Source organism: Campylobacter concisus, assembly GCF_902460575.1.
GTDB lineage: Bacteria > Campylobacterota > Campylobacteria > Campylobacterales > Campylobacteraceae > Campylobacter_A > Campylobacter_A concisus_AW.
The window spans coordinates 380,659-405,010 of record NZ_CABPUY010000001.1 but is presented as its reverse complement, the minus strand read 5'-3'; the positions used below and the strand labels follow the sequence as shown (position 1 = coordinate 405,010).

29 protein-coding genes, 1 tRNA gene and 1 CRISPR repeat array are annotated in these 24,352 nt (G+C 36.9%); of the genes, 20 read left to right on the top strand and 10 right to left on the bottom strand.

What is annotated here, in order from left to right:
• Nucleotides 1–53 precede the first annotated feature (53 nt).
• Nucleotides 54–833 (bottom strand): histidinol-phosphatase, encoded by a 780-nt coding sequence (locus F3G76_RS01980; RefSeq protein ID WP_149705769.1) that lies wholly within the window; start codon nt 831–833, stop codon nt 54–56.
• 136 nt (nt 834–969) lie between these two features.
• On the opposite strand from F3G76_RS01980, the gene F3G76_RS01975 reads away from it, so the two are divergent.
• From F3G76_RS01975 to F3G76_RS11070, 17 genes are all read left to right on the top strand, one after another.
• Nucleotides 970–1,728, top strand: coding sequence for a chemotaxis protein (locus tag F3G76_RS01975; protein ID WP_149705768.1), 759 nt, complete (start codon nt 970–972; stop codon nt 1,726–1,728).
• Nucleotides 1,728–2,987 (top strand): peptidase U32 family protein, encoded by a 1,260-nt coding sequence (locus tag F3G76_RS01970; RefSeq protein ID WP_149705767.1) that lies wholly within the window; start codon nt 1,728–1,730, stop codon nt 2,985–2,987. The genes F3G76_RS01975 and F3G76_RS01970 overlap by 1 nt, the downstream gene beginning before the upstream one ends.
• A complete protein-coding gene (purE, locus tag F3G76_RS01965) occupies nt 2,984–3,478 on the top strand; it encodes a 5-(carboxyamino)imidazole ribonucleotide mutase (protein ID WP_103614230.1) in 495 nt (164 codons plus the stop codon). Before F3G76_RS01970 ends, purE begins: the two co-directional genes overlap by 4 nt.
• An 11-nt stretch (nt 3,479–3,489) precedes the next feature.
• Complete coding sequence (locus F3G76_RS01960) at nt 3,490–3,963, top strand: DUF3972 domain-containing protein (RefSeq protein WP_002942132.1); 474 nt, start codon at nt 3,490–3,492, stop codon at nt 3,961–3,963.
• A gap of 3 nt (nt 3,964–3,966) precedes the next feature.
• On the top strand, nt 3,967–4,383 hold the full coding sequence (locus tag F3G76_RS01955) for a GyrI-like domain-containing protein (RefSeq protein WP_149705766.1): 417 nt from the start codon (nt 3,967–3,969) through the stop codon (nt 4,381–4,383).
• A 10-nt stretch (nt 4,384–4,393) separates the two neighbouring features.
• Nucleotides 4,394–5,254, top strand: a complete 861-nt coding sequence (gene glyQ, locus F3G76_RS01950; protein WP_149705765.1) for a glycine--tRNA ligase subunit alpha — start codon at nt 4,394–4,396, stop codon at nt 5,252–5,254.
• A 6-nt stretch (nt 5,255–5,260) separates the two neighbouring features.
• A complete protein-coding gene (locus F3G76_RS01945; protein ID WP_148823698.1) occupies nt 5,261–5,983 on the top strand; it encodes a Nif3-like dinuclear metal center hexameric protein in 723 nt (240 codons plus the stop codon).
• Nucleotides 5,984–5,999: 16 nt separating this feature from the next.
• Complete coding sequence (locus F3G76_RS01940) at nt 6,000–6,707, top strand: zinc ribbon domain-containing protein (protein ID WP_002941798.1); 708 nt, start codon at nt 6,000–6,002, stop codon at nt 6,705–6,707.
• Nucleotides 6,708–6,715: 8 nt separating this feature from the next.
• The gene (gene waaA / locus F3G76_RS01935) at nt 6,716–7,852 is read left to right on the top strand and encodes a lipid IV(A) 3-deoxy-D-manno-octulosonic acid transferase (protein ID WP_149705764.1); all 1,137 of its coding nucleotides are present in this window, start codon (nt 6,716–6,718) and stop codon (nt 7,850–7,852) included.
• Nucleotides 7,849–8,607, top strand: a complete 759-nt coding sequence (locus F3G76_RS01930) for an RluA family pseudouridine synthase (protein ID WP_149705763.1) — start codon at nt 7,849–7,851, stop codon at nt 8,605–8,607. The genes waaA and F3G76_RS01930 overlap by 4 nt, the downstream gene beginning before the upstream one ends.
• 63 nt (nt 8,608–8,670) lie before the next feature.
• Nucleotides 8,671–10,011 carry a signal recognition particle protein gene (ffh, locus tag F3G76_RS01925; RefSeq protein WP_149705762.1) on the top strand — a complete coding sequence of 447 codons (1,341 nt, stop codon included), beginning with the start codon at nt 8,671–8,673 and terminating at the stop codon, nt 10,009–10,011.
• A 71-nt stretch (nt 10,012–10,082) separates the two neighbouring features.
• Nucleotides 10,083–10,310: a 30S ribosomal protein S16 gene (gene rpsP, locus F3G76_RS01920; protein ID WP_009293992.1), complete on the top strand. Its 228-nt coding sequence runs from the start codon at nt 10,083–10,085 to the stop codon at nt 10,308–10,310.
• On the top strand, nt 10,310–10,552 hold the full coding sequence (locus F3G76_RS01915; protein WP_009293991.1) for a KH domain-containing protein: 243 nt from the start codon (nt 10,310–10,312) through the stop codon (nt 10,550–10,552). The genes rpsP and F3G76_RS01915 overlap by 1 nt, the downstream gene beginning before the upstream one ends.
• Nucleotides 10,545–11,075, top strand: coding sequence for a ribosome maturation factor RimM (gene rimM / locus F3G76_RS01910; protein WP_107929388.1), 531 nt, complete (start codon nt 10,545–10,547; stop codon nt 11,073–11,075). Before F3G76_RS01915 ends, rimM begins: the two co-directional genes overlap by 8 nt.
• Entirely contained in the window at nt 11,072–11,764 is a 693-nt protein-coding gene (trmD, locus tag F3G76_RS01905; protein WP_107830385.1) for a tRNA (guanosine(37)-N1)-methyltransferase TrmD, read from the top strand. The genes rimM and trmD overlap by 4 nt, the downstream gene beginning before the upstream one ends.
• 8 nt (nt 11,765–11,772) lie before the next feature.
• The gene (gene rplS / locus F3G76_RS01900) at nt 11,773–12,129 is read left to right on the top strand and encodes a 50S ribosomal protein L19 (RefSeq protein ID WP_002941851.1); all 357 of its coding nucleotides are present in this window, start codon (nt 11,773–11,775) and stop codon (nt 12,127–12,129) included.
• A 136-nt stretch (nt 12,130–12,265) separates the two neighbouring features.
• Nucleotides 12,266–12,787: a ComEA family DNA-binding protein gene (locus F3G76_RS11070; RefSeq protein WP_107929387.1), complete on the top strand. Its 522-nt coding sequence runs from the start codon at nt 12,266–12,268 to the stop codon at nt 12,785–12,787.
• Between the two features lie 158 nt (nt 12,788–12,945).
• Here F3G76_RS11070 and F3G76_RS01890 read toward each other — a convergent pair whose 3' ends face one another.
• The gene (locus F3G76_RS01890; protein ID WP_107929386.1) at nt 12,946–13,044 is read right to left on the bottom strand and encodes a S26 family signal peptidase; all 99 of its coding nucleotides are present in this window, start codon (nt 13,042–13,044) and stop codon (nt 12,946–12,948) included.
• Between the two features lie 121 nt (nt 13,045–13,165).
• Between F3G76_RS01890 and F3G76_RS01885 the strand changes: the two genes are divergently transcribed.
• Together F3G76_RS01885 and F3G76_RS01880 are read left to right on the top strand one after the other, a co-directional pair.
• Nucleotides 13,166–13,459, top strand: a complete 294-nt coding sequence (locus tag F3G76_RS01885; protein ID WP_149705761.1) for a type II toxin-antitoxin system RelE/ParE family toxin — start codon at nt 13,166–13,168, stop codon at nt 13,457–13,459.
• Nucleotides 13,456–13,734 carry an addiction module antidote protein gene (locus tag F3G76_RS01880; protein ID WP_009293986.1) on the top strand — a complete coding sequence of 93 codons (279 nt, stop codon included), beginning with the start codon at nt 13,456–13,458 and terminating at the stop codon, nt 13,732–13,734. Before F3G76_RS01885 ends, F3G76_RS01880 begins: the two co-directional genes overlap by 4 nt.
• 182 nt (nt 13,735–13,916) lie before the next feature.
• Nucleotides 13,917–15,596: a CRISPR direct-repeat array (repeat unit 30 nt; unit sequence GTTTCAAACTCCAACGGAGTAAATTCTAAT).
• A 153-nt stretch (nt 15,597–15,749) separates the two neighbouring features.
• On the opposite strand, the gene cas1 is transcribed toward F3G76_RS01880, so the two are convergent.
• From cas1 to F3G76_RS01840, 8 genes are all read right to left on the bottom strand, one after another.
• Nucleotides 15,750–16,748, bottom strand: coding sequence for a CRISPR-associated endonuclease Cas1 (gene cas1, locus F3G76_RS01875; RefSeq protein WP_149705760.1), 999 nt, complete (start codon nt 16,746–16,748; stop codon nt 15,750–15,752).
• Nucleotides 16,749–16,757: 9 nt separating this feature from the next.
• Complete coding sequence (cas2, locus tag F3G76_RS01870; protein ID WP_149705759.1) at nt 16,758–17,036, bottom strand: CRISPR-associated endonuclease Cas2; 279 nt, start codon at nt 17,034–17,036, stop codon at nt 16,758–16,760.
• Nucleotides 17,037–17,044: 8 nt separating this feature from the next.
• On the bottom strand, nt 17,045–17,545 hold the full coding sequence (locus F3G76_RS01865; RefSeq protein ID WP_149705758.1) for a CRISPR-associated protein Cas4: 501 nt from the start codon (nt 17,543–17,545) through the stop codon (nt 17,045–17,047).
• Nucleotides 17,545–19,743: a CRISPR-associated helicase Cas3' gene (cas3, locus tag F3G76_RS01860; protein ID WP_149705757.1), complete on the bottom strand. Its 2,199-nt coding sequence runs from the start codon at nt 19,741–19,743 to the stop codon at nt 17,545–17,547. Before cas3 ends, F3G76_RS01865 begins: the two co-directional genes overlap by 1 nt.
• A complete protein-coding gene (cas5, locus tag F3G76_RS01855) occupies nt 19,721–20,431 on the bottom strand; it encodes a CRISPR-associated protein Cas5 (RefSeq protein WP_148823693.1) in 711 nt (236 codons plus the stop codon). Before cas5 ends, cas3 begins: the two co-directional genes overlap by 23 nt.
• A 1-nt stretch (nt 20,432) precedes the next feature.
• Complete coding sequence (cas7b, locus tag F3G76_RS01850) at nt 20,433–21,374, bottom strand: type I-B CRISPR-associated protein Cas7/Csh2 (protein WP_149705756.1); 942 nt, start codon at nt 21,372–21,374, stop codon at nt 20,433–20,435.
• 10 nt (nt 21,375–21,384) lie between these two features.
• Entirely contained in the window at nt 21,385–23,151 is a 1,767-nt protein-coding gene (locus tag F3G76_RS01845) for a TM1802 family CRISPR-associated protein (protein WP_149705755.1), read from the bottom strand.
• Nucleotides 23,152–23,321: 170 nt separating this feature from the next.
• Nucleotides 23,322–24,014 carry a CRISPR-associated endoribonuclease Cas6 gene (locus F3G76_RS01840; protein WP_149705754.1) on the bottom strand — a complete coding sequence of 231 codons (693 nt, stop codon included), beginning with the start codon at nt 24,012–24,014 and terminating at the stop codon, nt 23,322–23,324.
• A 210-nt stretch (nt 24,015–24,224) separates the two neighbouring features.
• Between F3G76_RS01840 and F3G76_RS01835 the strand changes: the two genes are divergently transcribed.
• Nucleotides 24,225–24,300: transfer RNA gene (locus F3G76_RS01835), tRNA-Lys, on the top strand.
• Nucleotides 24,301–24,352 lie beyond the last annotated feature (52 nt).

Here is a 24,352-nt window from a genome sequence, read left to right as displayed (position 1 = left end):
GTATCACAAAATTTTATATTTAAGATTATCTTTATATTTTATTTGACCCCAAACTAAAATTTTACTAATTCTCTATCTCTATTTTTAAATATCGCACACTTTGAATATCCTAAATTTCTAGCTATCTGCTCGCAAATTTCGCCGTTTTTGCCGATATCTTCTTTTGCGTGAGCGTCTGAGCCAAAGGTGATGGTTATGTCATTTTCAGCGATAAGCTCTAGTAAATTTATGCTTGGATATTGCTCGCCGATAGGCTTTCTAAAGCCAGCTGCGTTTATCTCAACTACCAAATTTGCCTCTTTTATCGCTTTTATCGCGTTTTTGGCTAGGATCCTGACATCTTTTTTAGGTAAAAATTTAAAGAGTTTTAAAAGATCGATGTGCCCCATGATGTCAAATTTACCAAGTTTGGCTGATCTTTCTATGTGGTCAAAATACTCTTGCCAAATTTGATCCAAGTCTTTGCACTCGTAGCCTCCGATAAATTCAGGGTTGTCAAACGCCCAGCCGTTAAAAAAATGCACAGAGCCTATTAGATAATCAACCTTTCTAGCAAAAACTCGCTCGTCCATAAAGCCATCTAAAAAGTCCATCTCGTAGCCAAGTAAAATTTCTATCTCACCGCTAAATTCCTCTCTTAAACGTAAAATTTCGTCTTCATAGCTTTGCATCTCTTCAAATTTCATCCTATAAGCTTCATCGTAGTTCATCGGTGCGTGATCGCTAAAGCCAAAGTATCTTGTGCCAGCTTTTATGGCGCATCTCACAAATTCTAGCGGTTCGCCAACTGCGTGGTTGCAAAGAGGTGTGTGGTTGTGAAGATCGACGGTCATTTTTAGCCTTTTAAAGTCGTTTATTTTTCAAAAATGCTACCTAAAATTTGATAAATTTAAAGATAAACGCATACTTTTTAAACTTTCTTTTTATTTAAATCCTATATAATCAAGGCAAATTTTATTAGGAGCTTTTATGACCCAAGAGGAACTTGACGCGCTTATGGCGGGCGGATTAGAGGATGATTTAGGTGATACTAAAGATGCCAGCCAAGAGGTCGCGGACGTCAAAGAGGAAACAGACGAGGTAGCAGAAGTTGCAGAGGCAATGAGTGCTAAAGCAGATGAGCCACAACCAAAAGCAGAGAGTAGCTCAAAACAGGGCGAAAACTACAGAGTGAGTGCAGACGGCGTTTGGCCACCACCACCACCGACTGAAGACCATAAAATGGTGCATCAGCTTGACGATGTGACAAGAGATAGCGAAGAGAAAGCTACTCAGATGTTTGACAAGCTTGAGACGATAAATAACTTTTTTATGGACGCTGAGAGCGACTCAAATAGCCTAAAAGACGCGATAAACTCAAACGTCGAGCTATTTACGACGCTAAGTGAGAAATTTCCAAATATCGCTGCATTTAGCGAAGCTTTGGAGAAAAACAACTCGCTTCTTGGCACGGTTGATAATATCATCTCAAATTTACAAATGGGACAAGATGAGATCATGATGGCTATGGATATGATGCAGTATCAAGACATCCACAGGCAAAAGATAGAGCGTGTTATCAACGTTATGAGGGCACTTAGCAAATATATGAATACCTTGTTTGAAGGTCGTATCGATGATGATAAGCGTGTTGGCTCTGCTGTTCATATCGCTGGTGATACAACGACTGAAAACCTAGTCAGCAACGACGACATCGAAGCCTTGATAGAAAGTCTGGGTAAAAAATAGTGCTAAAAAGGCCTGAGCTTTTATCTCCAGCTGGAAATTTAACAAAACTTAAAATCGCCCTTGAATACGGAGCCGACGCTGTTTATGGTTCTGTGGCTAGCTTTTCACTAAGGACTAGATCAGCAAGGGAGTTTAACCTTGAGACTTTCAAAGAGGCGATAGACTACACACACGAAAGGGGAAAGAAATTTTATGCGACTATAAATGCCTTTCCTTTTAACTCTCAGATAGAGCCGCTAAAAAGGCACTTGCAAACCATCTCTGCGATGAAGCCAGATGCCTTTATCATCGCAACTCCAGGCGTCATGAGCCTAGCAAAAGAGATCGCTCCAGATATCGAGATACACCTCTCAACTCAGGCAAACGTTATGAACGTTTTGGACGCTAAAATTTATCACGATATGGGCGCAAAACGCATCGTCGTGGCACGTGAAATGAATTTAAAAGATGTTATAAAGATAAAAGAGGAAATTCCAACTCTTGATATCGAAATTTTCGTCCATGGCTCGATGTGCTTTGCCTACTCTGGCAGGTGCTTAGTAAGCTCAGTGCAAAGCGGACGTATGTCAAACCGCGGCAGCTGTGCAAATGACTGCAGGTTTAAGTATGAACTCTACGCCAAAAATGAAGAGAGCGGCGTGCTTTTCCGCTTAGAAGAGGACGAAAACGGCACTCATATCATGAACTCAAAAGATCTTTGCCTCATCTCACACATCAAAGATATCGTTGATAGCGGCGTGATAGATAGCTTTAAGATAGAGGGCCGCACAAAGAGCGAGTACTACGCAGCCTGCACAGCAAGAGCCTATAAAATGGCGATAGATGACGCACTGGATGGTAAATTTGACGCACAAATTTATGAAAATGAGATAAATACACTGAAAAATCGCGGCTTTACAGACGGCTACTTGGTGCATAGACCTTATGAACGAACCGATACGCAAAACCACGTTAGCAGCCTAGAAGAGGGCACTCATCAGGTAAATGCGATAAGTGAATATGGCGAGTTTTTTAAGTGTAAATTTAAAATTTTTCCAGGAAATAGCTATGAGATCGTAGCTCCAACTGGCTCACACATAGATGATAGTGAAAATGAAATTTCAAAGGTCTATTCGCAAGATGGCAAAAAATTTATCAAATTTAAGCAGCTCATCACCAAAAAAGGCAAGGTCATGAGCGAAATTCATAGCGGCAATGAAAATGAGATAAACCTCGGCGTTAAGCTGCCAAAATTTAGTTTTTTAAGGGAGAAGATATGAAATTTGTTTCTATTATAATGGGAAGTAAAAGCGACTATGAGATCGTTAGCGAGGCGGCAAAGACTCTGGAGAAATTTGGCGTAAAATATGAGCTGATAATCAGCTCAGCCCACAGAAGCCCAAAAAGAACTAGTGAGTACGTCGCAAATGCCGAGAAAAAGGGCGCAAAAGTCTTCATTGCAGCTGCTGGTATGGCAGCTCACCTAGCTGGAGCGATCGCTGCGAACACAACAAAACCAGTGATTGGCATACCAATGGCAGGCTCAGCTCTAAGCGGCGTTGACGCACTTTACTCAACTGTGCAAATGCCAAGTGGCATGCCAGTGGCGACCCTAGCTATCGGCAAGGCTGGTGCGATAAATGCAGCCTATCTTGCGGTGCAAATTTTAGCCCTTGAAGATGAGAGGCTAGCAAGCGCGCTAAAGGCCGACAGAGAGGCAAAGATAAAGGCTTTAGAGGAAGACTCTTCAAAGGTTGAAGTGATACTATAAAAGGAGAAGCGGTGCAAACCTATCTTGGAGTTGATGAATTTTGCAAACTTGTGCACTTGGAGCGCGAAGTTATCGAGGATATGATAAATCGTGGCGTTTTGAAAACCAAAGAGGAAAATGGAGAAATTTTGATAGAAGCGAGCGAGGGAACGATGAGCGTGGTGCCTAGTGTTTCGCAAAATTTATCCTTGCAACCGCAAAGCCAAGATGGTTTTAGCTTTGTCGAAAAGACGATCGGCACGATACTAAATTTACACGAAAAGGTGCTTGACGCAAAAGATGAGACGCTTGAGACCTTAAGAAATGAGAATAAATTTTTAAAAGAGGCGCTCATTTCGATGCAAGAGCTCTATGACGAAGATAGAAAAACGGTTGAGACGCTTACAAAACAGCTTAAAATTTCACAAGATGAAGTTGAATTTCTAAAACGAAAATACAAGCTCATGTGGAACCAAGCAGTTGAAAATTTTAACGGACAAAAGTAGCTTATGAAGATTATAAATTTAGAAGATAGCTTTGAAATTTGCGGAGTAAAAACTCGAACTAAAAATGAAGATGAGATAGACGGAAAGGGTAAAATTCCAGCTTTATGGTCTAAATTTATGAGTGAATACTATGATGGCGAGAGTGAAATTTATAGCGTTTACTGCAACTACGAAAGTGATCTTAATGGACATTACGATAACTTCATCGGCACAATATCACGCCAAAAAGATAGTGAAAATTTAAATATACAAAGCGGAAAATACGCTCTTTTTAGTTTTGCAAATGAGCCACAAAATGTTGCAAAATTTTGGGGTGAAATTTGGAGATATTTTGAAAGTAGTGAGCTAAAAAGAACCTATAAAACGGACTTTGAAAAATACTTAAAAGACAAAATAGAAATTTATATATCAATAAAATAAAAGGCAAAAAATGACATTTTCACAAATAATACTAACGCTTCAAAACTATTGGCAAGAGCAAGGCTGCGTCATACTTCAGCCATACGACATGCCAGCAGGTGCGGGCACATATCACCAAGCGACATTTTTAAGAAGCCTTGGACCAAAGCCATGGGCGACTGCATACGTAGCTCCAAGCCGCCGTCCGACTGATGGCAGATACGGCGAAAACCCAAACCGTCTTGGCGCTTACTATCAGTTTCAAGTGCTCATAAAACCAAGCCCAGAGAATATCCAGGAGCTTTATCTAAAAAGCCTTGAAAGACTTGGTCTAAAATTGAAAAATCACGACATTCGCTTTGTCGAAGACAACTGGGAGAGCCCGACACTTGGTGCTTGGGGGCTTGGCTGGGAGGTTTGGCTAGACGGCATGGAAGTGACACAATTTACCTATTTCCAACAAGTGGGCGGCATCGCATGCGAGCTCATATCTGGCGAGATAACATACGGCCTTGAGCGCTTAGCTATGTATCTACAAGACGTAAATAGCGTCTATGACATCGTTTGGGACGACTCTAATGGCAACATCGTAACCTACGCCGACGTGCATAAACAAGGCGAATATGAGTGGAGCAAATATAACTTTGAAGTGGCAAATGTTGATATGCTTTTTAACCAGTTTGAAAACGCATTTAACGAGTGCAAACGCTGCTTGGAGGCTAAAATTTCACTGCCAGCTTACGACTACTGCATGCTTGCAGCTCATACATTTAACGTCCTTGATGCGCGCGGAGCGATAAGCGTGACGCAAAGACAAGACTACATCCTAAAAATTCGCGAGCTAGCCAAAGAGTGCGCACTAACATATAAAGAGAGCCTAGAGCAAAAGTAAAATTTGATGAAAATAGCTGAAATTTATAAAAACTTAGATGAAATTTGCCCATTTGCGAGCCAAGAGTCTTGGGATAATAGCGGCCTGCAAGTTGGCTCATTTGATAGCGAATTTGAGCGAATTTATCTAAGCCTTGATATTGATAGCGAGCTTTTGCAAAATGTCTTGCCAAACTCGCTCATCATCACTCACCATCCGCTCATTTTTAAAGGGCTAAAGCGCCTAGACTACAGCCTCTATCCAAGCTCGCTCATAAGAGAGATGATGATAAAAAATATCTCGCTCATCTCGCTTCACACAAATGCTGATCTTGCATTTTTAAATGAAAAATTTGCGACGCAGGTTTTGGGGCTTGAAATTTCAAGCAAAGAGGGCTTTTTGATCTATTCTGATGTGAATATGAAATTTGGCGAGCTTTGCAAATTTGTAAAAGAAAAACTTGGGTTAGAAAATTTAAGAGCAGTTTATGCAAAAGATGAAATTTCTAAAATTTGTATCTGCACTGGAAGCGGCGCAGATCTCATCCAAGAGGTCAAAGCAGATGCCTTTTTAACGGGTGATCTAAAGTATCACCAAGCCCTTTATGCAAAGGAAAATGGACTAAATTTGATCGACATAAACCACTATGAAAGTGAGCGTTATTTTAGTGATTTTTTAGCAAAATATTTGCAAAATCTAAAAATAGAAGTTATAATAAGCAATTCTAAAAACCCATTTACATATTGCTAACAAAAAAGGAAACATTATGAATAAATATTTGCAACAATTAGTTGAATTATCTGATCTTGACAAACAAATAGACGGCTTCACACCGCGCATACAAGAAGTAGAAAAAGCCTATAAAAGCATAGAAGAAGAGTGTGAAACTATAGCGGTTAATGTAGAAAGACTTGACGAAGAGGTAAATGATCTAAAATCACAAAAATCAGGCACAAACGCTCATATCGCTGAATTTAGCGCCAAGATCAAAGACGTAGCTAAAAAAAGCTCGAGCGCTAAAAGCGAAAAAGAGATAAAAGCACTAGGTCTAGAAGAAGATATCGCAAAAGAGCAGCTTGAAGCAGCAAACGAAGAGATCGCTAGACTTGAAAAACTAATAGACAATAAAAATGCTCAAAAAGATGAGCTAAACGCTAAAAAAACAGAGCTTGAAGGAAATTTAGAAAAGATAAAAAGCGAGGTTTCATCTGAGCTTGAAAAGATCGAAAAAGAGCGCAAAGAGGTTTATGCTAAAAAAGATAAGCTTGTCGCTGCGATGAACCAAAAGATCCTAGCATTTTATGAAAAGATCAGAAAATGGGCTCACAACACAGCCGTTGTGCCTGTTAAAAAACAAGCTTGTTATGGCTGCTTTATGCAGATAAATGATAAAACTTTCTCTGCGGTTGTAAAAGGCGAAGATATCGTTACTTGCCCGCATTGTGGCAGGATTTTATATAAACAAGAGCAATAACACGTTTCGTGATAATAATATATTATTTTTTAGCCTCAATACTCTGCTTTTTTGGGGCTATTTTTCTACTTTTATTAAGTTTCAAAAAAAAATATCATAGATCGATCCCAGCACGTTTTTTTCTCTTTAATAATCCCAAATTTCAAGACGCGGATGTGCATTTTCACGCTTGCTCATTTGGCGAGGTGCAAGCACTTAAGCCTTTGATGCAAAAATTTGACAGCAAAGCCATAAGTGTGGTGACAAATACAGGCTTTGAAGCGGCAAGCAAAATTTGCTCTAACACAAGGTTTTTGCCATTTGAAATTTTCTTGCCATTTTGGCTAAAAAAGAGCAAAATTTTAGTCATTTTTGAGGCTGAGCTTTGGCTTATGCTAGTTTTCATGGCAAAGCTAAAAGGTAGCCGTGTGATCCTCATAAACGCTAGAATTTCAGATAGAAGCTATAAAAGTTATTTAAAATTTGGCTTTTTTTATAGATATCTTTTTAAATTTATAGATAAAATTTACGCCCAAAGCGAGCTTGATAAAGAGCGGCTAAAAACGCTAGGAGCAGGTGAGATAGAGGTCGTTGGCAACATAAAAGCTGCGTTTTTGCCAAGTGTGAGTAGAGTTTATGAAAAGCCAAAAGCTAGAGTGATCGTGCTAGCAAGCACACATGCGGGCGAAGAAGAGATGATTTTAGATAATTTAAATTTAAAAGAAAACGATCTATTAATCATCGCACCACGCCACCCTGAGAGATTTGCAGAGGTGGAAAAGCTAGCAGGCGAGTACTCTAAAAAGCATGATTTTAGCTTTGCTAAATTTAGCCAAACACATAAATTTGAAGCAAAGATAAATTTACTTGATACTTTAGGCGAGCTTGTAAATGTCTATGCTATTAGCGATATAGTCGTGCTTGGAGGCAGTTTTGTGCCAAATATCGGCGGGCACAATCCAATCGAGTGCGCACAATTTAACCCAGTGATAATTAGCGGTGAGTTTATATTTAACCAAAAGGCGTTATTTGGCCTAGTTGAAAACATCTACATCGCAAAGGCCAGCGAGATCGGTGGCACAATAGATGGTAACGCCAAAAAGAGCAAGATCGCCGTGCAGGCCAGCGCTGATGCGATCATAGAAGATATAAGGAGCACTTTATGAGTGAAGAAAAAGCGTATAAAATTTTAGCCAAACAAAAAAATATCTCAAACAACGAGGCAAAGGAGCTAATCGATAGCGGACTAGTCTATGCCAAGGGGCAAAAGGTGATGATCGCTCGTGCGCTAATGAGCGAAAATACTAAATTTAGCGTCGAAGAGATGCCAAAGCCAAGCGTTATCTTTGAAGATGAAAATTTAATAGCCATTAATAAGCCTGCTGCCATAACTAGCGAAAAAATCAGTCAAATGTATAAATTTCCGCTTCTTCACAGGCTTGATAAAGACACAAGCGGCGTGCTGCTTCTTGTAAAAAATGACGAATTTGCTAGCCTTGCCATAAATGAGTTTAAAAAGATGAAGGTTGAGAAAATTTACGTGGCCGCAGTTAGGGGCATCATGAGCGAGGAGGTCGTCGTAAATGAGCCGATCTTAACGATAAAAAATAAAAATGGTGCCTTTTCAAAGATATCAAAAGATGGCAAAGAGGCGATCAGTGAAATTTCACCGCTCATGGTTACTGGTAAAAAAACGCTTGTAAAAGTTGCCATAAAAACAGGCAGAACGCACCAGATAAGAGTGCATTTGGCTAGCTTAAATTTACCTATCGTTGGCGATGAGAAATACGGCAAAAATAGGGCAAATAGAATGTTTTTACATGCCTATTCTATCGCTCTTTTAAACTATAAATTTAAAGCACCGATCCCAAGAGAATTTAACTCTCTTGGATTTGAACTATCTAATAAATTTGAAATTTAAAGAGCAATAAAGAAATTATTTAGTAATATACGCCCTTTAATAACAACTTACGAAAGGTGATTAGTGTTCGAACAAATTAGCGAGTCTTTTAGATTAGCCGTTAGCAAGATACGTTTTGTAGATGACGAAAAAGCTCTAAAAAACGCACTTGACGTGCTCAAAAAAGCTCTTTTAAAAGCTGATGTTCACCACAAAGTCACTAAAGATCTACTTGCGTCTATCGAAAGCGAACTAAAGCAAACTGGCGTTGGTCAAAAGAATTTCCTAGATGCGATCAAGTCAAATTTAACGACTATCTTAACAGCTCCTGGCAACCAAGGCTTTGTCTATGCGCCAGTTGCACCGACCATTGTTTTGATGGCTGGTTTGCAAGGTAGTGGTAAAACAACGACAACTATCAAGCTTGCAAACTATCTAAAACTAAGAAAGAAAAAAGTTTTAGTTGCAGCTTGTGACTTGCAAAGATTAGCGGCAGTTGAGCAGCTAAGACAGCTCTGCGTTGCAAATGAGATCGATCTTTTTTATATAGAAAACGAAAACAACCCCATAAAAGTAGCAAAAGAAGCACTAGAAAAAGCAAAAAGCGGTCTTTATGACGTGCTTTTAGTGGATACTGCTGGTCGTCTTGCGATCGATGAAAAGTTGATGCAAGAGATAAAAGATGTAAAAAATTCGATAAATCCACATGAAATTTTCTACGTAGCTGACGCTATGAGTGGTCAAGACGCCGTAAAGACAGCTACAAGTTTTAATGAAATTTTGGGAATTTCTGGAGTTATCCTTTCTAAATTTGACTCTGACTCAAAGGGTGGCGTAGCTATTAGTATTGCAAAACAGCTAAATATCCCACTTAGATTTGTCGGTACTGGCGAGAAAGTAGCTGATATCGAGAGTTTTATACCAGACCGCATCGTAAGCCGTATAATGGGCGAGGGTGACTTAGCCACTTTGGTCGAGAAAACATCGACTATTATCGATGAAAAAGAGGCGAAACGTCTAAATCAAAAGATAAAAAAAGGTCAGTTTAACTTTAATGACTTTTTGGATCAAATGGAAAGCGTTAAAAAGCTTGGTAGCATGAAGTCTTTGATGGGGATGATACCTGGACTTTCAAATATTGCAAATCAGATAAAAGATATAGACCTTGATAATTCAAAAGAAATTTTGCATATTAAGGCTATGATAAACTCTATGACACAAAAAGAGCGTGAAAATCCAGACCTTTTAAACAATAGCAGAAAAAGGCGTTTGGCAGCTGGCTCTGGACTATCTCAAGTAGAGGTAAATCGCTTTTTGAAGCAGTTTGAAAATGCCTCAAAGCTTGCTAAGAAATTTTCAGGAAAGGGCGGAGCAAAAGGACTTGCAAACATGCTTTCACAAGCAAATTTAAAAAGACCTGTTTGACAAAAGGGTTTAAATTTGGATATTTGTTATCTAAATTTAAGCTTTATTTAAAAACAAGAGGAGAATATAATATGGCAACAGTAGTAAGACTAACAAGAATGGGACGTAAAAAAAGACCTTTTTATCGTATAGTTGTTACAGATAGCAGAAAAAGACGCGACAGCGGTTGGATAGAGAGCATTGGTTATTACAACCCTATGGTTGAGCCAAATGTTATAAATTTCAACAAAGAGAGATTGGATTACTGGAAAAGCGTCGGTGCTAAACTTAGCGATAGAGTTGCACAAATTACAAAATAATGGTTGAAAATTTTTTATACGAATACGCCAAGCTGATAGCTGATTTTCCTGAAAAGGTGACTATTGAGCGTCAAGAGCTTGGTGAAAATTTTGTCGAGATCATTATAAGCGCTGATAAGGTTGATACTGGAAAACTTATCGGCAAAGACGGCAAAATGATAAATGCTATAAAGACCGTTATTATTGGCTGTAAAGCCAAAGACAATACAAGTTATAGAGTAACGGTAAAAGCTATTGAATAGTGATATTGTTGAAGTCGCTACCATCGGGAGATGTGTTGGTTTAAAGGGCTATTTAAAGCTTCACAACAAGAGCGACTTCCCAGAGCAATTTAAAAAAGGTGCAACCTTTTTTGATAAAAACAATAATCAGCTCACCATAAAAGACTACAATAGACAAAAAGAGCTGGTTTTGTTTGAAAATTTTGATGATTTAGACCTTGCTAAAACACTTGTAAACAAAACTATTTATACCACAAAAGAGCTCACCAGAAAAAACTGCAAACTAAAAAAAGACGAATTTTTTCAGTTTGATATCATCAGTTTAAAAGTTGTAGAAAATGACGAAATTTTAGGTATTGTAGAAGATATCCAAGATAATTTTGCAAATTCACTTTTATACATAAAAACTGACGAAAAACTTATCGCAGCTGGCAAACCAAAGAATTTCTACATTCCATATTTGGAGCGCTTTATCGAAAGCGTAAATTTGGATAGTGGAGAGATTTTAGTAAAAGGCGCTAGAGATATCTTAGAAAATTCATGAAATTTACATTTATTACACTTTTTGAAAATTTAGTCAAACCTTACTTTTGCGATTCTATTTTAAAACGTGCAATTAGCAATAAATTTATTGAAATTGATTTCATAAATCCAAGAAATTTTACCAACGATAAGCACAATAAAGTTGATGATTATATGATAGGAGGCGGAGCAGGGCTTTTGATGTTTCCGCAGCCTTTAGATGAGTCGATCAAATTTCTAAAAGAAAAAGATAAAAATACCCATGTGATATTTTTGACACCGGCTGGTAAAAAATTTAGTCAAAATGATGCAAAGAGGCTTTCTAAAAAAGATCATATTTGCTTTGTTTGCAGCAGATATGAAGGTCTTGATGAGAGAGTTGTTGAGCTTTGGGCGGACGAAGTTTTTTGCATAGGTGATTTTATTTTAACTGGTGGAGAGCTGCCTGCACTTTGTATGAGCGACGCGATATCAAGAAATGTGCCCGGAGTTTTAGGAAACGACATGAGCCTTGAAGTAGAGAGTTTTGAGGATAATTTGCTTGAAGCCCCATCTTTTACAAAACCTGATAATTTTAAATCCCTATTTGTGGTTTCAGAGTTTTTAAAGGGTAATCATGCTAAAATCCACAACTTAAAAAACAAGATGGCTCACTGCAAAACAAGGTACTTTCGCCCTGATTTATATCAAAAGCTAAAGCCACATAAATAAGGAAAAACATGAGAAATAAATACATTGAAGCGTTTGAAAATGCTCAAATTGCTGGTAAGAATATCCCTGACTTCCGTGCAGGAGATACATTGCGTGTGGCTACTCGTATTCACGAGGGAGACAAAACGAGAATTCAAAATTTTGAAGGCATTTGTATAGCTAGACGTGGTAGCGGTACTGGTGAAACATTTATCATCAGAAAAATCGGCGCTAACAGTGTTGGTGTTGAGAGAATTTTCCCAATATTTAGCGATTCTATTGAAGAGATAAAGGTTCTTAGAAAAGGTCGTGTTAGAAGAGCTAAGCTATTCTATTTACGCGAACTACGCGGTAAGGCAGCTAAGATCCGCGAACTTAGAAAATAAAACTTTTTCCCTGAAATTTTTCAGGGATTCTCTTCTCTAAACCATTTTAAAATAATTTTTATATTACTCCATATTTATACTTCATTAATTACTCTTTGCTAGAATTTTACTTCAAATTTACTTTTAAGGAACAAAAATGAAAAAGATTTTGATTTCACTTGCAGCTATTGCGTCTTTGGCTATGGCAGCAATCAATCTAAACACAGCTACAAAAGAGGAACTTATGAGCCTTGATGGTATCGGCAGTGCAAAAGCAGATGCTATCATCGAGTATAGAAAAGCAAATAAATTTAATTCAATCGACGATCTCAAAAATGTAAATGGCATCGGTGATAAAACTTTTGATAACCTAAAAGGTGAAATTTCTACTACTGGCAAGAGCGAAGTAAGCGAAAAAGCAAAAGCTGGTAAGAAGAAAATGGATGAGGCAAAAGACGAGATGAAAGATAAAATCTCTGATAAAAAAGATAAATTTAAAAAGAAAGCTTCTAAAACTAAAGAAGAACTAACTTCTAATAAAGAAGATGAAACTGGCATGAGCGAAAAAGCAAAAGATGAAAAAGACAAAGTTGTTGACAAAGTAAAAGAAAAGAAAGAAAAAGCTGCTTCAAAAGCTAAATCTAAAAAAGAAAAACTTAAAGAAAAACTAGAAAAATAAAACATTTTAAAACCTGCTTGTCTTTACAAGTGGGTTTTATAAATCCATATATTTTTTGTTTTAATTATAATTGACAAAAGATATTACGACCTTCTTCAAAATTAATGTGGTAATTTGCTTTATTTTAATCTTTGGTCAAGGCGTTTTTCTAAATTGTGTCAAAATAGCTGCCATCTAACTTTGCCAACTAAAAATTTATATGAAACTGCCCCGAAAAAACGGCTATCAAAAGAGTGATTGCGGTTATCGCTAACCATATTCAGTGAGCTTCAAACTCCAACAGAGTAACTTCTAATGAACCCGCCGACCTTCGGGTTATGAGTGTTACGCGCTATTTTTATAAGTAGCCATTAAGCTACATTTGTTAAAATTTGCCCTATGAAAGTATTAAAAAGCTCAACATTTGATAAGTGGTTACATAAGTTAAATAATACTATTGTCAAGGTTTCTATATTAAGAAGATTGGAACAGATAGAAACAAAAGATCATTTAGGGGATTATAAATTTATTGATACAGACTTATACGAACTTAGGTTTTTTAATCGTGGTGGGTTAAGGATATTTTTTACTTTTGATGGCGATGAAATAATTATATTGTTAAATGCTGGTGATAAAGATAGCCAAAGCGATGATATTAAAAAAGCAAAAGAGATTTTAAAGGATTATAGATGAAAGAAGAATTTACAAAATTTAATTTAGAAGACTATTTAACAACTGATGAATTAAGAAAAGAGTATTTAAATCAAGTTTTAGCCGATGGCGATATTGAAGAATTTAAAAGAGCATTATTTTATATAGCAAAGTCAAAAGGCATTGAAAACGTTGCAAAGAAAGCAAATTTAAATAGAGAAAGCTTTTATAAGATGTTTAAAGAGAATTCAAAGCCTAGATTTGAAAGTATATTTAAGGTTGTGAATGCTCTTGATATTAAGCTTGTTTATGCTTAGTCTATTTCATTATTATTTCTAGCTTCTTTTTTGCTGTATTGGCTGGGGTTTTGGCTTTTTGAAGTATCTATATAAAACAATATTATCGTTCGTTTGATAGATCTTTGCAAGATAGCAACTATATTATTTAAATCTCTTCTTTGAAAATCTTTGGCTTTTAAATTTGTCACTTTATGTCGTGTGTTTCAAACTCCAACGGAGTAAATTCTAATCCATCTGAAAGGAGTTTATAAGGGGTATAGAAAGGTTTCAAACTCCAACGGAGTAAATTCTAATATCCGCTTGTGTTACCTTTGTTCTGCCTTGTTTTGGGTTTCAAACTCCAACGGAGTAAATTCTAATTTTAAGCTTAATTCAAACAAATGCAGATAGCGAGAAAAGTTTCAAACTCCAACGGAGTAAATTCTAATTCTTTTACGCTTATCTTTTTATCATTAAGCGGTTCTTGTTTCAAACTCCAACGGAGTAAATTCTAATCCTGCACCTATACGCATTTCGGATTTTGGGAGAAAGTTTCAACCTCCAACGGAGTAAATTCTAATGCTAGTATTTTCAATGAAAGGTTTAATTGTTATGCGTTTCAAACTCCAACGGAGTAAATTCTAATTTTTACTACGGCAACAACAATATGCCAACGAAAGAGTTTCAAACTCCAACGGAGTAAATTCTAATGTAAAATCTATTTCATTATCTACCATTGTTTTTCGTTTCAAACTCCAACGGAGTAAATTCTAATGCAAGGGGTGTTTAAACCAAAGCCAACCTACGGAGGTTTCAAACTCCAACGGAGTAAATTCTAATAACAATTTCCTTACCTTTTTTCGCAATTGTATCAGTTTCAAACTCCAACGGAGTAAATTCTAATAGCCTACAAAAGCTTTGCTACTAGGCTCTGCTGTGCAGTTTCAAACTCCAACGGAGTAAATTCTAATTAATGTTTTGCTCGGTCGCCTCTACTTGAAATGGATGTTTCAAACTCCAACGGAGTAAATTCTAATGATAGTGAGTTGGCTGATTTTTTAGAAACTAGCAAATGTTTCAAACTCCAACGGAGTAAATTCTAATCTCTTGACAAAGCTCTACATCAAAAGGCGAAACACCGTAGTTTCAAACTCCAACGGAGTAAATTCTAATTCTTTGATTTTATGGAAGTATCATACAAGATTTTAAGAGTTTCAAACTCCAACGGAGTAAATTCTAATTCAGTTTTAGCAGATGAAACAACTTCACTATTTTTAGGTTTCAAACTCCAACGGAGTAAATTCTAATCAAACCACGCATGCCGAATTTATTATTCTCCAAAACTGTTTTAAACTCCAACGGAGTAAATTCTAATACTAAGCTGTTTTTTGAGTTTGTCGTTTGGCACAATGCGTTTCAAGCTCCAACGGAGTAAATTCTAATAGCGTTATGGGATATTTACCAAGACAGCGTAAGAAAGTTTCAAACTCCAACGGAGTAAATTCTAATCGAAAACTATATACGCCACGCTCTCATAATCGGGTTTCAAACTCCAACGGAGTAAATTCTAATTGCATGCGAACACTAAGCAAAAGCACCTACCTAAAACGTTTCAAACTCCAACGGAGTAAATTCTAATTTTGTAGGGGATATCCCCTACACCCCTTAAAACATGTTTCAAACTCCAACGGAGTAAATTCTAATTCTGCCTCTGGAATACCAGTTGTTGACGGAGCTCAGTTTCAAACTCCAACGGAGTAAATTCTAATACAGTGCAAGAAATTCCACCTTTGATTGTTGAAACGTTTCAAACTCCAACGGAGTAAATTCTAATATGGCGATATTGGCGTAGAACAAACCGACAAAGAAGTGTTTCAAACTCCAACGGAGTAAATTCTAATAGCACCAAAAAGCTGATTTTATAGGCATTCTAGTGCAAGAAGTCTATATTTTTTCGCCTTAAATTTGACTAAAATTTAGCCATGTACAAATACGCAGAGCCCTAAATTTCAAGCATTCTAAAATCTTAAAAAACGCTTTATTAAAATGCGATTTCACTCACACCTAAAGCCTTCATAAGGCGCGTCCTCGCAGATACACTTTTTAAGCTTATTTGCTTCGCGGCGGATCACCTGCCTCCACGTTAGCTCCCTACCGCACACCGTGAGCGTCTCACAAAGGCGCGAGATCATCTTTAGCTCGATCTTTTGCACGGCGTCGTTGCTAAATTTTATCCTGCCAGCGTCCGTTTGGAAGTCTTTTGCGGTGATCTCTTTTTTATTTAGCATGTTAAAAATCAGCGTATCGCCCAAGATCGGCTTAAAAATCTCCGCAAGATCGAGATGTAGGCTTAGCGCGCGGTAGTTTGGCTCGTGCAAAAAGCCGATGCGAGGATCTAGCTCGGTCTTGTAAATTTCGCTTAGGCAGATGTTGTAGATGCGCGTATTTACGTAGCTTATGAAGCTGTTGATCTTATCAGCAGGCGGGCGTTTTGAGCGGACGGTAAATTTAAAGCTTCGCTGATCTGCGATGATCTCGTTCCACTTTTCGTAGTAGAGCTTTTGAAAGGCACCCTCTACCGCCATGATAGCAGGCACACTAGTGGCGGCATCTAGTGCCTTTATGTGAGGCTGCACGTCAAATTTCACGCCGTGTCTTTTGCAGTTTGCCGCGTCATTTATGATGTGGGCTCTAGTGATCTCACGCGCGATATATGCACGCTTGATCGGATCGTCAAAAGAGCGGAGCTGGCACAGCAACACAAAGCCGCTTTTATTTACGGAGTTTGGCGTGTTTGGGTAGAAATTCCCACGAAAGCTCTGATACGGACTAAAGATGTGTAAAAGGATGTTATTGTCCGCCAAAAATGCGATGGTGTAGGTATCGATCTGCACTTTTGCCAGCACGTAAATTTCATCGATCGCGTTTATCGGCAGGATCTTGCACGAAGCTCGCTCGCCCGTATCGTCAAATTTTTCAAAATAGATATTGTTATCTTGCCTATAAAGCCTACCTGGACTAAGTATAAAGTGCGTCCTGTCGCTCTTTTGCATATTTGCTCCTTAGCTAAATACCGGGCTATTTTTATCTACGCCAATGACGATGCGCTCGGAGTATTTTAGCGAGTTAAATGTATAGATGACGATGGAGTCAAGCTCACTAGCGCACTCTTTTTGCAGCGTCTTACTTAGCCTTTTAAAGTCGCTCTCACGGATCTTACCCTCATAGACTGAAAACTGCACGCGAGGCAGAAATTTCTCGACGGCTTTTCTGATGCGATTTGCGTTATTTCGCTCTTTTTGCTCGCGTCCTGCGATGTCGTAAAAAAGTATCACATACATCTTCTCTCCTAAGCAGTGCAATAGTCGTGATATGCGCAGTTTTGGCAAAATTTACCCTGCGTAAATTTAGGCGGCTTTTCTAAATTTGCAAGTGCGCTTATCTCGCTTAAAATTTGCTCTACTAGAGCGAAATTTTTGCTGGTATCCTCCACCAATATCACCTTTTTACCGCTTATTAGTTTGCCTTTTACCTCTTTTAAATTTAAGCCAGTTTTTAAAAGATAGATGTAAAAAAGTAGTTGCATCTTGCCCGCAAGCTCGTTTTTTAGGCTTTTCTTATACTCTGTGATGAGGTAGTGACCGTGCTGTTTTGAGAGTTTATCAAATTTAAGGTTGCCAAAGGCAAATTCTTGCAGATCTTGCTCTTTGATATCAGCCAAAGCCTTGCCCATTAGCACGTTTTCATTCTCCTGATCGGCGTGGATATGGTGAGCGTAAAGCCACGCCTCGCGCTTACAGGTGACGTAGTAATTCACAAGCGTGCCAGTGATCTGATCTTTTGAGAACATTAGTCAAATACCTCGTCGGTTATGTCTAAATTTGTATCTTTTTTAAGGCCATACTCGGCACTATAAAAATAAGACGAGCCAAACGGCAGATAAAAGATATCTTTAAGCCCATTTATCTGTTTTAAATTTAGCATTAGCTTATTCATATCTTTTAACGCTACGTTTATGCTAAATTTCGACAACTTTCTGATGTGGTTTTTAAAAAGATCTCTTATGGTAAATTTCTCATTTGGACTATTTTTGATCTCAAAAATTTTAGCTTCAAAATTTTTAATGAAATTTTCTTCAGGCTCGATTATTAGTGTTTGTTTATGGTTGTCATTCATGATATCTTCGATTTTTTGGTTTATATTTTCAAATTCCAGCTTTTCTATCTCGCTTTTTATATGCAAATTTTCCAGTTGATTGCTTATCTTTTGAAAATACAAATTTGAAATTTCTAAAATTTCGCTCTCTCGCACCTCTTTTTGCTTAAGATCGCTCAAAATAGCCCCGCTTACTTTATATAGATCGCCGTAAATCAAATTTGTAAATTTGCTTATTTCAGGAAAGACGTATAGCTCGCCTATTGTTGCTCCAAAATGCCTATTTACGCGCCCTGCTGTTTGTATGATAGAGCTAATGGGCGAGACTTCACGAAATCCAATGTCAAAGTCAAGATCCACTCCAGCTTCTATGGACTGCGTGGAGATAAGTAAAATTTTGCTTGCGAGCGGATCAACTTTACTTTTATCTACCGCGCACCTTACAGCCTCTATAGTAGCACGCTTGTGATCATCATACATATATCCGTTTAGGCAAAAGCAGCTAAATTTATCCCTTATCTTTGTAAAAAGTTCTTGTGCTTTTTTGATCGTATTTACGACGACGAGGGTATTTTTATCGCTCGCAGCCTCGCAAATTTTTCCCAAAAGCTTATCTTCGCCGCCTATATCAAGCCATTTTATGACATATCTATCCTGCTTTGAAAAATAGTCTAAATTTGAAATTTCTTTAAAATTTTCACTTTTGATAACTGGCATCGTCGCTGACATAAATATAAAAATAGTGCCAAGCCGCTGCGAAATGATCTCGCAAAGCAGGATAAAATCTTTTCTAAAATTATATGGGATCGCTTGCGCTTCATCGATGATAACGACGCTATTTTTTAGCTGATTAAATTTAACGTTATCTTTGTTTTTATTGCCAAATAGCGCAAATATCAGCTGATAAAGCGTAGTTACGTTTATCTCGCCGCTAAAAGACTCCATTAGAAATTTAATCTTTGAGTATCTGTCTTCTTCGGTTAGATTTTCTTCATCTATCGTTGTTTTGTGATGTGCCTTGCTGACCAAAATATCGCTATTTTTATAAATTTTAGCGACTATATCGTAGGTTTGATCGATTATAGAAGTAAAAGGAAGTGCATAAATTATGCGAGATTTGTTAAATTTCAATGCAAAATTTAATGCCGTCAAGGTCTTGCCATAGCCTGTAGGCGCAGTCAAAGTAAAAAGTTTGTATTTTTCGTCAAAGTTATTTAAGACGAAATTTCTAAACGTATTTCGCTTTTTATTTGGCGGCAAATTTTTGATATCACTCTCTAAAACATCTATCGGTATATCTTTATTTTCTTGTTTTGGCATGCTAAAGATCGCTTCAAATTTATCACTATAAATCAAATTTGAATATAGGCTTTTGAAATTTATAAAGTCCTCATAGGTAAATTTGTCTCTGTACTGCGATAAAACTAAGTATTGACGAAGCTTTTCTGCTCTATCTAAAAACTCATCTTTTTTTGTAGATAATCCCAAATAAATTTTGATATTTTTAGCAGCGCCAGCCACTTCGTCCCACTGCTCTAGCTCTTTTTGGTTTTTAAAAAATTTATTAGCCTCTCTGGCTAGCGTCATTAAATTTACCACGTCGCCATGGTGCGAAACAATGGCAAGAAAGCCAAACAGGGTTGGTATCTCATCAAATTTTGAGTTTAGCAAGAAAAAATATGCCGACAAAAGCGAGTGGTTTTTATCCAGCTTGTCGTTTGAAGTATCTCTGATGTAAATTTGAAAATTATTCTTCAGTTTTGCGATGTCGTGGTAGAGTTTGACCTGCCTATCCAGCTCTTCATCGTTAGGCGAGATCATATTTTTTATATGATTTTCTAAAAGTTTATTTGGATGAGACCAAAACTCGTCAAATAAAATAGACTCTTTCATCGTTTATCTGATAAATATTTCCACGGTTTTTAGATTTTATAAGCTCTTTGCCGTTTATCTCCATCACAAAGTCTTTAAAATCTTTAAAAATTCGTCCATTTTCGCATCCACAAGGCATTCTTGCCGTAGTTAATTTCGCATTTTCATTAATGCCTTCAAAAACAAAATCATCCATAAGCGTAAATGTATTTATAAAGCTTTCATCTTGTGATATTTTTTCGCATATTTTTATATCGATCCAGCTAAAATCCGCTATGCAAAAATTTATCCCAAGATAGGGCGTAAAGGCGGTTTTATGCTCTTTTAAATTTGAGATTATTTTATCTTGATAGCTTTGCTCTAAATTTTCTAAATTTAAAAATACGACATAAGATGGCGAGCAGATTAGTTCTCTGTAAAACTGCTTTTTCTCTTTTGCGTTTTGATAGCCTTCATCTATGTGCATATTGCTTGATAGGGCAAATTTTATGCCGTTAAAAACAAAACTCTTTTTTAAAATTTGCCTATCTATTTTTACGCTGTATTGGATGTTTGAAAGCTTAAAATATTCTTCTTCGCCTATAACGGCGCCTAAAAAGCCCATTATGGTAGTTTTTGGCGGTACTGGATAGGTTAAGCTAGAATAAATCGTCGCTGGATGCGAAAAATGTGCGTAATCGCCAAATAATCTAAAAGCAACAATGCTCATTTTATGCCTCTATCTTTTTCCAGCTGCTGTCAAAATTTTCTTTGTTTATCGTTTCAAAATCATAATCGCTCATATACTCTATCTTTTCTATATTTGCAGCGTATCTTGCGAGTTTATTTTTTAAATTTGTAAAGTCGATAGTGTATTCATTGATGCTTCTTATCACTCTATCTTCTTTTTCGCTTTTTAGACTTATGCTATTGTTTAGATCGCCTGCAAACGTATCGTCTTTGTATGTGATGATTAGCATAAATCTTGGAGTTTGACCGATTTTGGAGCGAGTTGTTAGGTTTTTAGTGCCGTGCCACAAAGCTTTTAAAATTTTAGCCTCATCGGCTTCGCTAAAGCCTGTTTTTGCTGCATTATAGTTATCTATGATGCCATAAGTAGCAAAAATAGCGTATTTTATAAATTCCTCTTCTCTAAAAGTCGCTTGATCTTTTTGTTTTTTTGGGTCGTTTGGATCGTAGTCGCTAGCAAAAGCGCCAGTTCCTTTAACATGCTCTACTTCGACCTTGTTTAGGGATTTGCTTAGTCTAAACTGCACTGGTCCAGTAAATTGAACGCCTGCGGTTTTTATCTCTTTGTCTTGCTTCATCTCGTCTTTATCTGAAATAGGCAAAACTCCGCCAAATGCGCGTATATCGATAAATTTAGACAAAATTTCTTTTTGCAGTTCGCTTTTGTTTTGCTTTATATTTATACTTTGTCTGATCGCAGTTTTAGCGTCTAGCAGGGCATCCTCTATCCTATACTCCTTTATAAAAATCGACGCCTCATCTTTTTTCATGATCTCATCTCTGATAGTTCTTTTTATACGCACGTCCGTCACCTCAGCTATGCCAGTTTCATCATCTCGCCTAGGAGCGTTATCCTTTAGCATGTCGCCGTTTGGGTTCCAGTTCTCTCCGTCCCATAAAAAAAGTATCTCTTTTTTTTGCATTTTATTCTCCTTATTTTGTTTTTTCTTTTATAAATTTACGATAGTCACTTCCGCCAATAGCAAAGGCAAGCGTAGTATGCGAGGTTTTTACTATCTTTCTCTCCTTAGAAAAGACCTGCGGTAAAATTTCGATCAAACACTCTTTTATGTTTTCAATGTTAGCATTTGGCTTGCCAGAAGCAGCTTTAAGCTTTCTGATCATCTCGTCGCACTTAGTCCAAATTCGCTCTAAATTTTCCATACTTATCGATCCGCAGTCGTTGAGCCAGTTGCTAAAAGATACGCCGCCGTTCACGCCAAGCTGCCAGTTTATCAGGGCCGCGCTTAGCATACCGAGTAAATAAGCGCTAATGAGCGCATCGTTTTGATTTAAAAACTCGCTATTTTTGATTAGCTCTTTGATCAGTTCTTTTTTATCGGTTAAATTTTCCAAATCGCACTCCTTTTGAAAGACTAGTTTTTTGTTTAAGACATTGATCTCATTAAAGAAATTTTGATATTTTGCAATATTTTCAAACTTTCTTTCTTTATAAAAATCGTTAAAGTATTTGCTCCATTCCAACTTTTTTGCGTAACTCTTATTGACGCTACCATAATAAATCAGATCGCTATATCTTTCTATCATAATCCCTAAATCAAATTTATTTCTTGATAGCAAAAAGCTCATCACGCCAAGCCTGCTTTCAAATAAATTTTGCAGATAGATCGTCTCATCTGTGCCGCTATTTTTTTCATAGAAGGCTTTTATGTTAAAATGGCTCATTAAATTTGAGATGCGAGAGATAAAAGATGGTAAAACATCGTCTATCGCAAGCTTTAAATCGATAGCAGCGTTGCTTTGCGTGTAAAATAAAATCGTATTTAAAACAGGCAAATTTTCCTGTTTTTTAGCTGTTGCCTCGAGATAATAATCTATGCTAAATTTTATGGCTTCCTCGGCGATTTCAATATTTTTTATGTCGCTCTTTGAAGTCTCTTCAAGTATTTTTACAATCTCTTCTAAATTTACTGAGCTACTCAAAATAGTCGGCAAAATCGCCATTTTCATACCATAAAAATTATGCGATAGCTTATCTTTTATCGCTTTAAAGCCATTTTCTACCTTTTTTGCGCTAATGGCGTTTAACGGCAGGAGCTTTGATTTGATAAATTGCATATTAGCGGGCATCTCATTTACCGAGCAAAATGCTAAATTTGCATCGCCGCCGATACCTTTTTTATTTGTCAAGATATCATATCCGTAAGATGATTTTTGCTCTTTTACGCTGATATGATTTTCAAAAATTTGCTTAAAATATGCAGAAACCGGCTTGCCACCATACGATAGCGAGAAAAAAGTAGCGACTTTTTTGCCTTTTTCGTTTTTTAGCTCATCAAGACCTTTGATCTCATCTATAATACCAGCAAAACACTCTTCATTTATGCTTGATAGTATGGATAAAATAGCGTCTTTTTCTACAATGCTTGGCTCAAAAAAGGAGAGTAAATTTGAAATAGATTTCAAAATACCTCTTATAAATTTAGCTTCGTCTTTATTTATTTCTTTGGATAAAAATTGAGAATTTGGGAAAAGATTGCCAGAATTTGCTCCAACGCCAAATCTACATATTATTAGGTCGTCTTTGCTTATGTTTAAATTTGGCTCGATCTGCTTGGTCGCTATGTCGCAAAGATAGACTTTGATCTTGTCATATTTGTGAGCACCATTTTTGAGCTTAAGCTCTTCTTTTTCATATACCTCGCCTATGTCAGCAAGAATTTTAACTATATCAGCCAAAACATGCTCCTTAAACTAAGTAAGCGTTACTTTACTCCAAATATTTTTAAAAGTCAAGTTATTATAATCTACATACATTTTAGTTGATTTTTTATGGCATTTTATATAAAATGCCTACTTTGAAAAGCAAGTATTAAGCTTTTATCCTTATAGGATTTGAAATTTATATTCTACATAACTTGCTTTTCTTCTATCACTTCTAAAAACCCAAGTCCGCAGTTCATACATCCACTACCAACTCCCACATCAAGGATTAAATTTATAAGCTCTGGCTTTGCTTTGATATGCCATTTTGCAGGCCAAGCTTTGACTGGCATATTGTTGTTGCCATAAAAAAAATAAAAAGGTTTTTGTAAATTTTGCCAAAGCAAATTTAGCTCAAATTCGCCCTTATATTTGTACCCCATAAGTGTTTCAAATCTTTGTAGCGCGTTTGTTTTCATCATTTCAAGATGCCTGGAGTCTTGCGGCTCAAGATGCACTTTGTATCCCAAAAGTCCAACGACCGAACACGCAACACATCCCTGAAAAGTAGCCTCATTTTGTGAAATTCTATGCTCTTTTACTGACACAGACGTATCAAGCAAACAAATGCCGCCAAGTTTTAATCCATCTTTTAGCACAGCAAAAGCGATCGTTTTTTCAAATTCTGGCACAAACGAGCTAAATCTTATCTCTAAGCTTAAGCCATTTAACTTAAAATCAAAATTTGATCTTTTAAAATTTTTACCGCTCTCTTTATGTGTGTATCCGTCATGTTCAGCCTTTGGCAAATAGCTATAAATATAGCCTTGTATGAGCTTGGATAAAGACTTTGCTATTTTTAAATTTTGAGTAGGTAGGCGTGAATTTATAATGATCATCCTTGCTCCTTATTTGTTGCTAAAATGGATTATAACTCAAAATTTTGTAAAAAATAGACAATTATATAAAATAAATTTTTTAGAATTTATTTTTTATTTTAAAATAATGTAGCTAAATAAAATCAAAGACTTATTCTGAAATTTAAATGATCTTTTCTTGACATATAATAATGTTTTTTGTATAATCTCAATTCTTTTTTAATTAACTATGTCTTGCTAGCTCAGTCGGTAGAGCATCTCACTTTTAATGAGGGGGCCGTTGGTTCGAATCCAACGCAGGACACCATTTTTTGGGTTTATGACCCTTTCGTCTAGTGGCTCAGGACTCTACTTTCTCT